Source organism: Streptomyces sp. NPDC046831 (genome assembly GCF_040645305.1).
Lineage (GTDB): Bacteria > Actinomycetota > Actinomycetes > Streptomycetales > Streptomycetaceae > Streptomyces.
Map to the genome: position 1 here is coordinate 208,459 of NZ_JBEYXZ010000007.1, position 14,375 is coordinate 222,833.

Here is a 14,375-nt window from a genome sequence, read left to right on the forward strand (position 1 = left end):
ACCGACGGCCAGGGCGCCTCCCCTCAGTCACCCGCCCTCGGTGGCGCACCCCGCACGGCGCCGGAGAAGTTGCAGATCAGCGCGCTCCAGGCGATGTGCCGGCACGTCTTCGCCTTCCGCCTGGCCATGATCGCCCTCGCCACCCCCGCGGCCCTGCTCAACGCCGCGCCCGGTCTCGCCGCCCGCCTCGTCGGCGCCGCGGTCGTCGTCACCTTCATGGGCTCCTACGTCCTGTTCCGCGACTGGGAACGGTTCGGCCCCCTCCTCCTGCGCCACCCCACCCTCCTGGCCCTCGACACCGTCCTCGGCGCGCTCCTCCTGATCGCTGCGGGCCCGGACAGCACCCTGGCCTACGTCTGCGTCTGCACGCCCTTCCTCGCCGGCCTCGTCTACGGCTGGCGCGGCGCGGGCGTCTTCGCCTCCCTCCAGGTGCTGGTCCTGCTCCTCGTCTACGCGAGCCACCGGGACCTGTCCGCGAACCTGGCCCGGTCCGCCCTGTTCCCCGGCCTGTGCGTCATCGCCGGCGCGGCGGGCGTCACCGTGCGCAACCTCCTCCTCCGGTTCGGCGAGGCGACCCAGGCGCTGACCGTCGTCCAGGCCCGCCTCGCCGTCGCGGAGGCGGTGAGCGCCGAACGGGCCCGGCTGGCACGGGAGATGCACGACTCGGTCGCCAAGACCCTGCACGGCGTCGCCCTCGCCGCGGACGGCCTGGCCGGCTCGGCGGCAGCCGACCGCGTGGACCCGGTCCTGGTGAGGCGGCAGGCCGAGCTGGTCGCCCGCTCCGTGCGCCGGGCCGCCGCCGAGTCCCGGGAACTCCTCGCCGACCTGCGCCGCGAGAACGGCCCCGGCCACGGAACCGACCTCCTCGCCGAACTCGCCGCCCGCACCCTCGACTTCGCCACCCGTACCGGGCTGCCCGCCGCCTTCCGCCCGACCGGTGAGCACACGGTCCCGCCGGTGCCGCCCGCGGTGGCCCGGCAGATCCTCCCGATCGTCTCGGAGGCCATGGAGAACGCCCACCGTCACGCCGGGCCGTCGCGCGTCGAGGTGCGGGCCGGCGTCCACGGCGGCCTGCTCCGCGTCAGCGTGAACGACGACGGCCGCGGTCTGCCCCCCGGCACCACACTGGAACAGCTGCGCCGGGCGGGTCACTTCGGGCTCGTCGGCATGGTGGAGCGGGCGGCCTCGGTCGGCGCCCGCATCCGCATCGGCCGCGGCGTCCTCCCCCGGGGCACGGAAGTACGCCTCGAACTGCCCCTGGCGGCCCCGGCGACCCCACCCTGACCACCCGCAACGGCTCCGGACGGCCACGCCCGCAGGCCGCACCCGCCCGGTCCCGTTCCGCTCCCATCCCGCTGCTCCCCGCCACGAACCGAGAGGAGGCCGCCCATGCCGGACCAGACGCCGGACCGGACGACTCCGCGCACCGGACCCCACCACCTCCCGCCCGATCGGCCGTCCGCCGGCCCCCAGCAGGATCTGCCGGGGGTGCCAGAGCTGCCGCGGCTCCCGCAGCCCGCGCAGGCGGCTCCGTCCGCGCCGTTGCGCGTGGTCGTGGCGGACGACAACCCCGTGGTGCGTGCCGGACTGACGGCGCTGCTCTCCGGCCGGGAGGACATCACGGTGGTCGCCGAGGCCGCCGACGGCCGTGCGGCCTGCGAGGCCGCCCACCACCACCGGCCGGACGTCGTCCTCCTGGACGTCCGCATGCCCGGTGTGGACGGCATCTCGGCGCTGCCGTACCTGGCGCGGATCGCCCCGGTCGTGATGCTCACCTACAGCCGCGAGGCGGAGATCGTGCAGGAGGCCCTGCGCCGGGGTGCGGCGGGCTACCTGGTGCACGGCGAGTTCACCGCCGACCAGCTGGTGTCCGCGGTACGGGACGTCAGGGAGGACCGGGCCCACTTCACCCCGACGGCCGCGGGCGCCCTGCTGGCGCAGCTGCGTCAGACGCAGGCGCGAGGCCGGGATCGAGGCGGACACCGCCTGCCGGACGGCCTCGGAGGTGCGACTGCACACGATGAGGCGTTTCTCCTGCCGTCCCCGGATTCTGCCCAAAACCCGGCAGTAATAAGGCATGCTGAGTACCCACCCGCCGCGCCTGTCACTGTTTCTCCGGAAAACCTTTCGCGACTGCAACCGGATATGGGACAGTCCTCGTCTGGATGGACAGGTGGCCCTCCGGCCGCCGTCGACAGGTCGCGGTTCCAACTCAGCACGAGGGAGGCGGAGATCATGGACCTCATCGCGTCCGGCATGACGAACCAGCAGATCGCCGCCACCTGCTTCATCAGCGAGAAGACCGTCAAGAACCACATCAACCGGATCTTCGCCAAACTCCACAGCACGAGCCGCGCGGAGGCCGCCGCCAAGTGGCTGGGCACGGCGCCGGGTCCGCACCGAGGGTGGAGGTGAGCCGCGATGACGCTGCGACGGAGAGAACCGGGCAAGGACGGCCAGGCCCCTCTTTGGGCCCGTGATTGGGCCCCGGGACCCTCGCGCACACCGGGCGCCCGGCCGTACGTTTCCCGTGTCGCGATCGGCACCGAGACGCAGTCGTCGGCCGGTGACCGGCCGGCCGAATTCGGAGGGGAACACCATGACCAACTGGATCAACACCACCGTCGCTTACCTTCAAAGTCGCGCCGCGCGCAACGACAAGGGGCAGACCGCGGTGGAATACCTGGGGATCATCGCGGTGGTGGTGGCGATCGTGCTGGCGATCACGGGCACGGACATCGGTCAGACGATCTACAACGCGATCAGGGACAAGGTGACCGAGGTAACCGGCGGCTGAGGCGGCGGAGCACTTTCGACGACGCAGGGCAGGCCTTCCCCATCTACATCACAGTGGTGGGGGGCCTGCTCTTTCTCGCGTTCGCGTACCTCGCGGTCGGCCAGGCCGCGGCGAATCGGAACGGCGCCCAGACAGCGGCCGATGCCGCGGCACTCGCGGCGGCCCAGGACACCCGGGACCAACTCGCGGGCGAGTGGGTGAAGGACGTACTGGACCCGGCCAAGTGGCAGGACATCTTCGACGGCCGGGTGCCGTTGACCGGCGATCCCTGCCGGCGAGCCGACAAACTGGCCGGCCGGAACGCCGCCCAGGTGGAGTCCTGTGCAGCGGACGGACCCCTGCGCTACACGGTCGACGTGCGGACCGACAAGCCCGTGGGGGATTCCATCGTGCCCGGTACGGAGTCGAAGCACAGCAGGGCATCGGCGGTCGCGGAGATCGAGCCGCTCTGCACGTTCGAGCTTCCCGGCGCGGACTCCAAAGCCCACGTCCTGCCGCTCCTCACCTGCAAGGACCGCAAGTGGGACCTGGACCCGAAACGCGGCACCGAGCTCCCGCAGCCGAAGGACCTCTTCGATGTCCACCTGGCCGACTGACAAGCGAACGACGAGTGACGAAGGAAGCAGAACGATGAGCATTCCGTTCACTGCGAGGGCACGCAGGGGGATGGTCGCATTGACCCTGGTGGCTGGTTTGGCTCTCGGTATGTCCGGCTGCGGTAGTGGCGGCGGCGACGACAAGCCGGACGCTTCGTCTTCGTCCAGCCGGACCGGCGGCTCGAATCCGAGCGCCCAGGAAGGGCAGTCGGACGACCCCCTGGCGGAACTGACGGGACCCGACGGCCTGTTGCTCCAGATCACCTCCGCACAACGTGACTCGGGCGGGTTCGTCACGGTGAACGGCAACCTCAAGAACGACGGCGCGCAAAGGGCCAATGTCCCGGCGCAGTTGAGCGGGAACGAGACGGAGATCCTGCGGCACGGCGTCTCTCTCGGGGGAGCGACGCTGGTCGACTCGAAGAGCAAGAAGCGGTACTACGTCCTGCGTGACACGGACGGGCGCCCGCTCACGACCACCGGCTTCCCGGCCCTGAAGCCGGGACAGTCAGTGGGTGTCTTCATGCAGTTCCCGTCGCCGCCCGCGGGCACGTCCGAGGTGACCTTCCAACTGCCGCAGTTCCCCGCCGCCACCATCCAGATCTCCGGGTGAGCGCGGCCATGACCCACAGCCGGACACCGGCGGGCCGCCCACGCCTCGCCCTCGCCCTCACCGCCGCCACGCTCACGATCGCCGCGCACCTGTGCGGCGCGGCCACCGCGCACGCCGACGACGGACCCAGCGTGCCCCCGGGCACGGAACCGTCGGCCTCCGCCCCCGTCGAGGTCGATCCGAACGACCCGGATCTCAAGCTGCCCGAGGGCGCCACCCTCGCCGCCCCCAAGGTTCTCGACATCAAGTCGGTCGTCGAGGACCAGGGTGGCGAGGAGCGCCGCTCGGACACCAACACGGACGTGACCTTCGCGCTGCAGGCCGAGGTGCTGTTCGGCAAGGACAGCGCCCGGCTGAGCGCCGAGGCCAAGTCCCGCATCACCGCGATCGCGCAGGAGATCAGGAAGCAGAACGCCACGCACGTCCGGGTCTTCGGCTTCACGGACGACCTGGGCTCGTCGGCGCACGGCGACGTGCTGTCCAAGCAGCGTGCCGCCGCCGTCCAGGCCTTCCTGGACCAGGGCCTGAACAACCCGGGCATCACCTTCGAGGTGCGCGGCTACGGCGAGCAGTACCCGATCGCCGACAACGCCACGGAGGCGGGCCGCAAGAAGAACCGCCGCGTCGAGGTGTCCTTCCCGCGCACGGCGGGCTGAACCGGCCCCCGCGAACGACGCCCAGGGCCCGTCCCACCCGCCGGCCGGGGACGGGCCCGCCGCCCGTACCCGGCCGCTACCCCGCCCCCGCGTCGGCCCCGGCCTCCACCGTCACCCGCACCCCCGCCCGCAGCCCCCACCCCGCCATCGCGCCCGCCGCCGCCTCCAGCACGTGCCGGGAGCGGAGGCGGGGCAGTCCCAGGCGCCCCGGCCGCATGGTGCGGACGGCGAGGACCGTGAGGCCGCGGTCGAGGTAGGCGACGTCGATGGCGAAGCGCATGCGGAAGGTGTGCACGCTGCCGGCCGGGGACAGCAGGATCGCGCCGTCGACGCCGTCGCGGCCGAGGAGGCCCCTGGTGCGGGCCCGGTACGACGTCGCCAGCTCCAGCGGCACGGTCACCGGTGCCGCCCCGCCCTCGTGCACGACCAGCTTCCCCCGTCCGTCCCGCCAGCGCCGTCCCATACCCCGGACCCCCTTCCCTCCCGACACGCTCACGCGTCAACCGGCCGTCCGCCGACCCACTGCCCCGTGCGACCGTACCGGCGTTCCCCAGCCGCCCACCGGCCCACTGACCGACCGGCGTGCCGACGCACCGATACCCACGTACGGACGTACCGACATACCGACCCACGGCCGACACCCACGGCCGACACCCACGGCCGACGACCCACGGCCGACGACCCACGGCCGACGACCCACGGCCCGACGGCCCGACGGACGACCGCCGCTCGACCGTATCCGCACCGGCTGGGTCCCGCATGGGTCCACAGGCCCATGCCGCGGCCGGTGCCCCCGGACTAGGGTCCGGGCGTGCGCGTACTTCTGATCGTCGTGGCGGCCCTGTGGGGCGCGGGAACGGGTCTGCTGCTGCCCCGGGCCGCCCACCGGTTCTCGGTCGATCCGGGCCGGCCGTGGCGCGGGGAGTGCCCCGCCGGTCATCCGATCACGGGCGCGTTCGGCGGCTGGGTGGGGCGGGCGCGCTGCACGGACGCCGAGGCGTGCGGGGCGTACGGGCCGGGCACCCCGGTCGCGGCCACGGCGACCGCGCTCGTCTGCGCCGCCCTCGCCGCCGCCACCGGGCCCCGCCCCGAAGCGGCGGTGTGGCTGCTCGCCGCGCCCGTCGCCGTGCTGCTGGCCCTGGTCGACCACCGGGTGCACCGGCTCCCGGACGTGCTGACCCTGCCGCTCGCCGCGGCGACGGCCGCCCTGCTCGGCGTCGCCGCGCTGCTGCCCGCGGCCGCGGGCTCCTGGCCGACGGCGCTGCTCGGCGGACTCGCCCTGTCGGCGGCGTACTTCGTGCTGTTCTGCGTCAACCCGGCCGGGATGGGCTTCGGCGACGTCAAGCTCGCGCTCGCGCTCGGTACGGCCCTCGGCTGGTACGGCTGGCCGGTGTGGACCGCGGGCGCCTTCGCGGGGCTGCTCTACGGCGCCGTCTACGGCGGCGTCCTGCTGGTCGCGCGCCGCGTCGACCGGAAGTCGGCCATCCCACTGGGCCCGTTCATGCTCGGCGGGGCGTACACCGGGCTGCTGCTGGGGGCGCTGGCGTCGCCCTGACGGGCCGCAGGGGGCGCGGAGCCGGGGGAGACCGGTCGCGGGGCCGCCACCAGCCGTCCCGTAAAGCGGTTGTGGCCCCGGTACCCCGCTCGGTAGGAAAGTGCCATGACCGCACTCGGCGCCGTCTTCCGGCCCCAACTGCCGCCCGAGCGACTGCGCGGCCTGGCCCGCCTGGCGGACGAGGCGGGGCTCGAGGAGCTGTGGCTGTGGGAGGACTGCTTCCTGGAGGGCGGCATCTCCACGGCGGCGGCCGCGCTCGCCTGGACGGAACGCCTCAGGGTCGGTGTCGGTCTGCTCCCGGTGCCCCTGCGGAACGTCGCCGTCACCGCGATGGAGGCCGCCTCGCTGCACCGGATGTTCCCCGGCCGCGCCGTCCTGGGCGTCGGTCACGGCGTGCAGGACTGGATGGCCCAGGTCGGCGCGCGGGCCGGCTCCCCGCTGACCCTGCTGCGCGAGCATCTCGAGGCGCTGCGGGCCCTGCTGGCCGGGGAGCGGGTCACGGCGCGGGGCCGGTACGTCCGCCTGGACGGCGTCGCCCTCGACTGGCCGCCGGCCGGGCCCGTCGAGGTCCTCGCCGGTGCCACCGGCCCGCGGACGCTGCGCCTGTCCGGCGAGGCGGCCGACGGGACGATCCTCACCTCGGCCACGCCGCCGGAGGGCGTGCGCCGGGCCCGCCGTCTCATCGACGAGGGCCGTGCGGCCGCCGGCCGTACCGGGGCGCACCACGTCGTGGTGAACCTGCTGGCCGCCACCGGCCCCGGCGCCTCCGCCCGGCTGCGCGCCGAACTGGCGGCCCAGGGGCTGTCCGAGGTCCCGGACCTCGGTGTCGCGGGAGACGCGGACACCGTCGCCAAGGCGGTCCGCCGCCTCGCCGAGGCCGGGGCCGGCACGGTGGTCCTCCAGCCGACGGCCGACGAACCCGACCCTGAGGGCTTCCTCCGGTTCACCGCCGAGGAGGTCCGCCCCCTCGTCCCGTGAGCCGGCCCCCGGTCTCTCCTCCTCCACCGCAGCGGCGCCCCGGGACCCGACACCCGCCCGCGGCGGCGTTCTCCCGCCGACGACCCCTGGAGCCGCACCCGTGACGACGCAGCGACCCGACCGCACCTTCGAGGAACTGGTCGCCGAAGGCGCCGCCGTCTCCACCGACGGATGGGACTTCTCCTGGTTCGAGGGACGGGCCACCGAGGAACGCCCGCCCTGGGGCTACGCGGTGACGGTCGCTCAGCGGCTGGCCGGCGCCCACGCCGCGCTCGACGTGCAGACCGGGGGAGGCGAGGTCCTGAACTTCGCCCTCGGCCGCGCCGCCCGGCAGCCCGCGCTGGTCGCCGCCACCGAGGGGTGGGCGCCGAACGTCGCCAGGGCCACCGCGCTGCTGCGCCCCCGCGGGGTCGTGGTCGTCGCCTGCCCCGAGTACGCGCCGCTGCCGTTCGCCGACGGCGCCTTCGACCTGGTCGCCAGCCGGCATCCCGTCCGCCCGCACTGGCGGGAGATCGCCCGTGTGCTCCGGCCGGGCGGTGCCTATGTCGCCCAGCACGTCGGTCCGGGCAGCGTCTTCGAACTCGTCGAGTACTTCCTCGGGCCGTTGTCCGAGGAACGGCGCAACGGACGCCACCCCGACCGCGAGCGCGCCGACGCCGAGGCCGCCGGGCTGGAGGTCGTCGACCTGCGCCGCGCACGGCTGCGCATGGAGTTCCACGACGTCGGCGCGGTCGTGCACTTCCTGCGCAAGGTGATCTGGATGGTCCCCGGCTTCACCGTCGAGGCGTACACCCGCCAACTGCGTGCCCTGCACGCGCGCATCACGGCGGAGGGCCCGTTCGTCGCGCACAGCACGCGGCACTTCTTCGACGCCCGCAAGCCGGACGGGTGACGCCCCCCGCCTCCTGCCCGGCCCGCTGCAGCCGCTGCCGTCACCCGGACCGTTCGGGGCGCTGGGGGAACCGGGCAGATGGGCGCGGACCGTCCGTCCCCGGTGCGGGGTTCTCACCTCGTTGTCGCGAGTGGCTCACGTCACCCGTCCGCCTCACGTGAGTCCAGACAAGGCAATTCGCTTGAGCAGACGCACGCGGGCGGTGTCACGCCGTGGAGGGGACCGCGCGGCGCCGCGGAGCATGCGACGCCGTCCGGGCGGCGCGGCGGGGGTCCGCCCCGCGTCAACCGGGCTTTCGCGGCCGGTCGCCCGCCGGGGGGACCCAGGGCGACCCGTCGACCGGTCGAGGAACCGGCGTGAAACCTGCGGATCGGCCGTATTCGGGCCCATCTTCCTGAGATGTGCCGTGAGCCGCCGGTGATCTGGCTCGGAATCGCAGGTTCCGAACGTCTCTGCGTGTCGCCGGGCGAATTCGGAGAGTAATTGTTTCGCGCCGATGCACCCACCACCACTTACGAAGGGTTATGGTGGAAACCCCCCCTCGGGCCGGTCCGTCTCCCCCCACGGACCGGCCCGTTTCTCGTCCGGGGCGCCGCGCGCCCAGCGGGGGCCCGGCAGGCCGCCGGGCAACGCCCCGGACCTGCCGGAACGCTTCGGGAAACCGGCACGAGCCGGCCCGGCGCGGGCGGAGCGCACCGCCACCCGTTGGCTTTTCCACGGTGCGTCGGCGGTAGGCTTCGCCCCCGGGGGACCGCCACAGGGACAAGGCCGCCGCACGGACAGGGACTGCCCCCGGCCGCGCCTGTCCGATCAGTACGGAGGGGCTGACGATCACGTGAACGTGCGCGACAAGCTGCGCGGCCTGCTGGTCAGACTGTACGCGCGCCGGGTGGAAGGCCACCTGGACCACGCTCAGGTGCCCAAGCACATCGGCGTCATCATGGACGGCAACCGGCGCTGGGCCAAGGCCGCCGGTTCCACCACCGCGCAGGGCCACCGGGCCGGCGCGGACAAGATCGAGGAGTTCCTCGGCTGGTGCTCCGAGACGGACGTCCAGGTCGTGACCCTCTGGCTGCTGTCGACGGACAACTTCGACCGCCCCCAGGAGGAGCTCGGCCCCCTCCTCGGCATCATCGAGGACGTCGTCCGCTCCCTCGCCGCCGACGGCCGCTGGCGCGTCCACCACGTCGGCACCACGGACCTCCTGCCGCCGGGCATGCAGACCGTCCTGAAGGAGGCGGAGGAGGCCACCGCCGACGTCGGGGGCATACTGGTCAACGTCGCCATCGGCTACGGCGGCCGCCAGGAGATCGCGGACGCGGTCCGCTCGATGCTGGTCGACGCCCAGGACAAGGGCCTGTCGATGGAGGCCCTCGCCGACGCCGTCGACATCGACATGATCGGCCGCCACCTCTACACCGGCGACCAGCCCGACCCGGACCTGGTCATCCGCACCAGCGGCGAGCAGCGGCTGTCCGGATTCATGCTCTGGCAGACCGCCCACTCGGAGTACTACTTCTGCGACGTGTTCTGGCCGGCGTTCCGCAAGGTGGACTTCCTGCGCGCCCTGCGCGACTACGCGGCACGCCACCGGCGCTACGGCGGCTGATCCGCACCCCCTCCACGCGAGGACGGCCGGGGGCCGTGCGGCCCCCGGTTCACCCCACTGGCCGCATCCGTAACCCCGAGTTCACCGGGGCGCCGCCCATCGCCGTTGCATGGGTGCGCAGGTTCAAGGGCATATAGCGAACAGGTCGACACCCGAACCACGGGTGTCGGATCTCAGCGGGCGGCTCGGGGCCGTCCGCCCGGGAGGCCCTTTGCACCAGCCCGACCGTGCGGTCGCAGCACGGACGACGACGCGGAGGGCCGGTTCTCGGCCAGCCGTGCGCGGGGGGCCGACAACCGGCCCCACTGGTTCCCGCCCGCCCGGCTCCCCTGTTCCCGCCCGCCCGGGCCCAGTCTCCGTCCCGTCGCTCCCCGACCTCATCCGAGGGGGTAGGTCCTTCCGTGGTGACCAGCGCAAAGCGCCGCAAGCCAGACCGGCGCACCTATGTTCTCGACACCAGCGTCCTGCTGGCCGACCCGAACGCCCTGAGCCGCTTCGAGGAACACGAGGTCGTGCTCCCCGTCGTCGTGGTCACGGAGCTGGAGGCCAAACGGCACCATCCCGAGCTCGGCTACTTCGCCCGGCAGGCCCTGCGCCTGCTCGACGACTACCGGGTCCGCCACGGCCGTCTCGACACCCCCATCCCGATCGGTGACCTCGGCGGAAGCGTCCGCGTCGAGCTCAACCACTCGGACCCCGGCGTGCTGCCGACCGGCTACCGGCTGGGGGACAACGACTCCCGCATCCTCGCCGTCGCCCGCAACCTGCAGGCCGAGGGGTACGACGTCACCGTCGTCTCCAAGGACCTGCCGCTGCGGATCAAGGCGTCCTCCGTGGGCCTGCTGGCCGAGGAGTACCGCGCGGAACTCGCCATCACGGACTCCTCCGGCTGGACCGGGATGTCCGAACTGGCCCTGTCCGGCGAGCAGGTGGACCTCCTCTTCGAGGAAGGCCGCATCCACGTCCCGGAGGCCGCCGACCTCCCCGTGCACACGGGCCTGACGATCCAGTCGGAACGGGGCAGCGCGCTGGGACGGGTCACCCCCGAGGGGGACGTCCGCCTGGTGCGGGGCGACCGTGAGGCGTTCGGCATCAAGGGCCGCAGCGCCGAGCAGCGCGTCGCGCTCGACCTGCTGCTCGACCCGGACGTCGGCATCGTGTCGATGGGCGGCCGGGCCGGCACCGGCAAGTCGGCCCTGGCGCTGTGCGCGGGCCTGGAAGCGGTCCTGGAGCGGCGCCAGCACCAGAAGGTGATGGTCTTCCGGCCGCTGTACGCGGTCGGCGGGCAGGAGCTCGGCTATCTGCCCGGCAGCGAGGCGGAGAAGATGAGCCCCTGGGCGCAGGCCGTCTTCGACACCCTGTCGGCGGTCACCAGCCGGGAGGTCATCGAGGAGGTCACCGCCCGGGGCATGCTGGAAGTGCTCCCGCTCACCCACATCCGCGGCCGTTCGCTGCACGACGCGTTCGTCATCGTGGACGAGGCGCAGTCCCTGGAGCGCAACGTCCTGCTGACGGTGCTGTCCCGGATCGGCGCCAACTCGCGGGTCGTACTGACCCATGACGTGGCACAGCGGGACAACCTGCGGGTCGGCCGCTACGACGGGGTCGTCGCGGTCGTGGAGAAACTGAAGGGCCATCCGCTCTTCGCGCACGTGACGCTGACCCGGTCCGAGAGATCCCAGATCGCGGCCCTTGTGACCGAAATGCTGGAGGACGGGCACATCTGATCCCTCCCGCCCCTCCCGCCCGATTGTGCGGCGGTGGTACGGCAGTTGGCGCCGTCCGGCAAAGGCCCCGAGCCTAGCCGGGCGGCGCCTTCGTGTGCGGACGTTCGCTGAAATCGCCGGCGTCAAACCAGGTGTGAGCTTTCACACGCAACTCGGAATTGCCTAGCGGCGCCGGATTACGGCAGAGTCTCACTCCTGTCAGGCCCCGCATACGACACAGTTGTATCCCCAGCGGTACAGCACCACTTGAGCAGCAGCCAACTCCATAGCGTCGTCGTATGCCGCCCGAGATGCACGCGGCGCTCCCGTGACGGGAGTTGCCCACCGGGCCCGCGCCTCCGTGACCCCGCAGTTGGGAGGCCAGTGCCAGGGGCACGATTGCGTCCGCCAGGGTCACCGAAGCGGACGATGCTGGAAGGAAACCGTGTGAGCCGGATCTCGGTCCGGGGATTCGCAGTGGCCTCGGCCACCGCGGTCACCGCCGTCGGAAGCGTCGTAGGCGTTGCCTCGGGCAGCGTCGCGCAGAACAACGACGCCGAGGCGACGGCAAGTGAGGCGACGCTCCTCGCGGACATACCCGTGGGCCAGCAGGCCCAGGTGCAGACGATGTCCCTGGCGCAGCAGGCCGACGCACAGGCCATCGCCGCCGACGCCGGCGCCAGGAAGGACGCCGAGGAGGCCGCCCGCAAGGCCGCCGCCGAGACGGCGATCGCCAAGAAGGAAGCCGCCGAGAAGGCGGCGAAGGAGGCCAAGGAGCGCGCCGAGGCCAAGGCGGCCGCCGCCAGCCGCAGCGCGGCCCGCGACGCCTCCAGCTTCCCCGCCCTGAGCTCCTACTCGGTCGGGCAGATCCAGGCGATGGCGCGGCAGATGGTGCCGAGCGGCCAGTTCCAGTGCTTCAGCAACATCGTGGACCACGAGTCCAGCTGGAACTACCGTGCGGTCAACCCGTCCTCCGGCGCCTACGGCCTCTTCCAGGCGCTGCCCGGCTCCAAGATGGAGTCCGCCGGCTCCGACTGGCGCAGCAACCCGGCCACCCAGATCAAGTGGGGCCTCAACTACATGGACAGCCGCTACGGCAGCCCGTGCGAGGCCTGGTCCTTCTGGCAGGCCAACCACTGGTACTGACCGGCCCGGCGGCGCCCGGCCGGTGCCGCCGAGCCCCGGGCCGTCCGCTTCGGCGGCCCCGCTCCCGACCCCGCGCAGCCCCTTCCCCGCCCTACTGGGGGGAGGGGCTGTCGGCATGTACCGTCGGACGGAACGACTCCAGGGGGAGTGGTGGGGAGAGACGGGGGAAGAGGACGGATCATGTCGCGAGTGCCACGGTGGCTCGGCCGCATCGGCGCCGGGCTCACCGAGATGGGTGAGCGGTTGGACGAACGCCGCGCCGAGGTGGAGAAGGAACGGGCCGCGGCCGAGCCGGAGCCGTCCGCCGAGGGAGCGGTTCTGCCCGACCACGTGACCGTCGTCGCGGCCCGCCCGGACCCGGCCCAGGCGGTGCCGTGGGGTGTGCGGGTCGCGGCGGAGGCCGGCTGGCGCCTGCTGGTGCTCGCGGGGACGCTGTGGGTGCTGATGCGGGTCATCAGCACCGTCCGGCTGGTCGTGCTGGCCTTCGTCGCCGCCCTGCTGATCACCGCGCTGCTGCAGCCCACGGTGGCGCGACTGCGCCGGCACGGGCTGCCGCGTGGGCCGGCCACCGCGCTCGCCGCGGTCCTCGGCTTCGTCATCATGGGCCTGATCGGGTGGTTCGTCACCTGGCAGATCATGGAGAACATCGACAACCTCTCCAGCCAGGTCCAGAACGGCATCGACGAGCTGCGCAAGTGGCTGCTGAACAGCCCCTTCCACGTCACCGACAAGCAGATCAACCAGATCGCCAAGAACCTGCGCGAGGCGATCGGCGCGAACACGGACCAGATCACCTCGGCCGGCCTCGAAGGCGTGACGGTCGTCGTGGAGGCGCTCACCGGCATCTTGCTGACGATGTTCTCGACGCTGTTCCTGCTGTACGACGGGCGGCGGATCTGGGAGTGGACCCTGAAGCTGGTGCCGGCGGCGGCGCGTCCCGGTGTGGCCGGGGCGGGCCCGCGGGCCTGGCGGACGCTGACCGCCTACGTCCGGGGCACGGTGATCGTGGCCCTGATCGACGCGATCTTCATCGGCCTGGGCATCTACTTCCTGAACGTGCCGATGGCCGTGCCGCTGGCCGTGTTCATCTTCCTGTTCGCCTTCATCCCGCTGGTGGGCGCGGTCGTGTCCGGCGCGCTCGCGGTGGTGGTCGCGCTGGTCACCCAGGGCGTGTTCACCGCGGTGATGGTGCTGGTGGTGGTCCTCGCCGTGCAGCAGATCGAGGGCCACGTGCTGCAGCCGTTCATCCTGGGGCGCGCCGTGCGGGTGCATCCCCTCGCGGTGGTGCTGTCGGTGGCGGCGGGCGGGACGGTGGCCGGGATCGGCGGCGCCGTGGTCGCGGTGCCGCTGGTGGCCGTGACGAACACGGTCGTCGTCTATCTGCGGGCCTACTCCCGGGAACGGACGCGCCGCCAGGCCACGCCCGCGGAGGCCGCCGCGGCCGCCACCGCCGCCGTCGGCCAGGGCGCGGCGGGCGCCGGCCCGGACGGCCCGGATGCCGTCGTCCCGCGCGGCACGGTCCCCGACGGCCCGGGCGGCCCGGGTGCCGGCCGCTCCGGGACCGGCACCGATCTCCCCGGCGCCGGCGCCGGCGCTGGCGCCGGCACTGGCGCCGGACCCGATCGCTCCGACCCGGCCGGCTGAACCGGCCCCCGGCGCGGACAGGACCGAGCGGGCCCGCACGCAGGGAGCGAACGCAGAAGCGAGGCCCCGCCCACCGTGCCGGATGCTGTTGCCAGGCTCCCCTTCGGGAACGCGGCCCGCGCCACCCGCACCGTCTCAGCCGGGATCTCCCCAGAGCCCTTCGGCTGCATCGACATCCGCACC

14 protein-coding genes are annotated in these 14,375 nt (G+C 73.2%); 13 read left to right on the plus strand and 1 reads right to left on the minus strand.

Going from position 1 to position 14,375, the window contains the following annotated elements; genetic code table 11:
• Positions 1–93 precede the first annotated feature (93 nt).
• The 6 genes from ABZ920_RS09830 (at position 94) to ABZ920_RS09855 (ending at position 4,662) form a co-directional block, all read left to right on the plus strand.
• Positions 94–1,284 carry a histidine kinase gene (locus ABZ920_RS09830; protein ID WP_361501006.1) on the plus strand — a complete coding sequence of 397 codons (1,191 nt, stop codon included), beginning with the start codon at positions 94–96 and terminating at the stop codon, positions 1,282–1,284.
• A 105-nt stretch (positions 1,285–1,389) separates the two neighbouring features.
• On the plus strand, positions 1,390–2,415 hold the full coding sequence (locus tag ABZ920_RS09835) for a response regulator (protein WP_361500940.1): 1,026 nt from the start codon (positions 1,390–1,392) through the stop codon (positions 2,413–2,415).
• Positions 2,416–2,599: 184 nt separating this feature from the next.
• Entirely contained in the window at positions 2,600–2,797 is a 198-nt protein-coding gene (locus ABZ920_RS09840) for a hypothetical protein (protein ID WP_361500943.1), read from the plus strand.
• A complete protein-coding gene (locus ABZ920_RS09845) occupies positions 2,794–3,393 on the plus strand; it encodes a pilus assembly protein TadG-related protein (RefSeq protein ID WP_361501009.1) in 600 nt (199 codons plus the stop codon). The genes ABZ920_RS09840 and ABZ920_RS09845 overlap by 4 nt, the downstream gene beginning before the upstream one ends.
• A gap of 34 nt (positions 3,394–3,427) precedes the next feature.
• Positions 3,428–4,006, plus strand: a complete 579-nt coding sequence (locus ABZ920_RS09850; protein ID WP_361500946.1) for a hypothetical protein — start codon at positions 3,428–3,430, stop codon at positions 4,004–4,006.
• An 8-nt stretch (positions 4,007–4,014) separates the two neighbouring features.
• Complete coding sequence (locus tag ABZ920_RS09855) at positions 4,015–4,662, plus strand: OmpA family protein (RefSeq protein WP_361500949.1); 648 nt, start codon at positions 4,015–4,017, stop codon at positions 4,660–4,662.
• A gap of 76 nt (positions 4,663–4,738) precedes the next feature.
• Here the strand turns inward: ABZ920_RS09855 and ABZ920_RS09860 are convergent, their stop codons facing one another.
• Positions 4,739–5,125, minus strand: coding sequence for a DUF192 domain-containing protein (locus ABZ920_RS09860; protein ID WP_361500952.1), 387 nt, complete (start codon positions 5,123–5,125; stop codon positions 4,739–4,741).
• Between the two features lie 348 nt (positions 5,126–5,473).
• Here ABZ920_RS09860 and ABZ920_RS09865 point away from each other — a divergent pair, with 348 nt between their 5' ends.
• From ABZ920_RS09865 to ABZ920_RS09895, 7 genes are all read left to right on the plus strand, one after another.
• Entirely contained in the window at positions 5,474–6,217 is a 744-nt protein-coding gene (locus tag ABZ920_RS09865) for an A24 family peptidase (protein ID WP_361500955.1), read from the plus strand.
• A gap of 105 nt (positions 6,218–6,322) precedes the next feature.
• Positions 6,323–7,195, plus strand: coding sequence for an LLM class flavin-dependent oxidoreductase (locus ABZ920_RS09870; RefSeq protein WP_361500958.1), 873 nt, complete (start codon positions 6,323–6,325; stop codon positions 7,193–7,195).
• 100 nt (positions 7,196–7,295) lie between these two features.
• Positions 7,296–8,087 (plus strand): class I SAM-dependent methyltransferase, encoded by a 792-nt coding sequence (locus tag ABZ920_RS09875; protein WP_361500960.1) that lies wholly within the window; start codon positions 7,296–7,298, stop codon positions 8,085–8,087.
• Between the two features lie 835 nt (positions 8,088–8,922).
• A complete protein-coding gene (locus tag ABZ920_RS09880; protein WP_361500963.1) occupies positions 8,923–9,696 on the plus strand; it encodes an isoprenyl transferase in 774 nt (257 codons plus the stop codon).
• A gap of 401 nt (positions 9,697–10,097) precedes the next feature.
• A complete protein-coding gene (locus ABZ920_RS09885; RefSeq protein WP_361500965.1) occupies positions 10,098–11,423 on the plus strand; it encodes a PhoH family protein in 1,326 nt (441 codons plus the stop codon).
• Positions 11,424–11,849: 426 nt separating this feature from the next.
• Entirely contained in the window at positions 11,850–12,548 is a 699-nt protein-coding gene (locus ABZ920_RS09890) for a transglycosylase SLT domain-containing protein (protein ID WP_361500968.1), read from the plus strand.
• A gap of 180 nt (positions 12,549–12,728) precedes the next feature.
• Positions 12,729–14,192: an AI-2E family transporter gene (locus tag ABZ920_RS09895; RefSeq protein WP_361500971.1), complete on the plus strand. Its 1,464-nt coding sequence runs from the start codon at positions 12,729–12,731 to the stop codon at positions 14,190–14,192.
• Positions 14,193–14,375 lie beyond the last annotated feature (183 nt).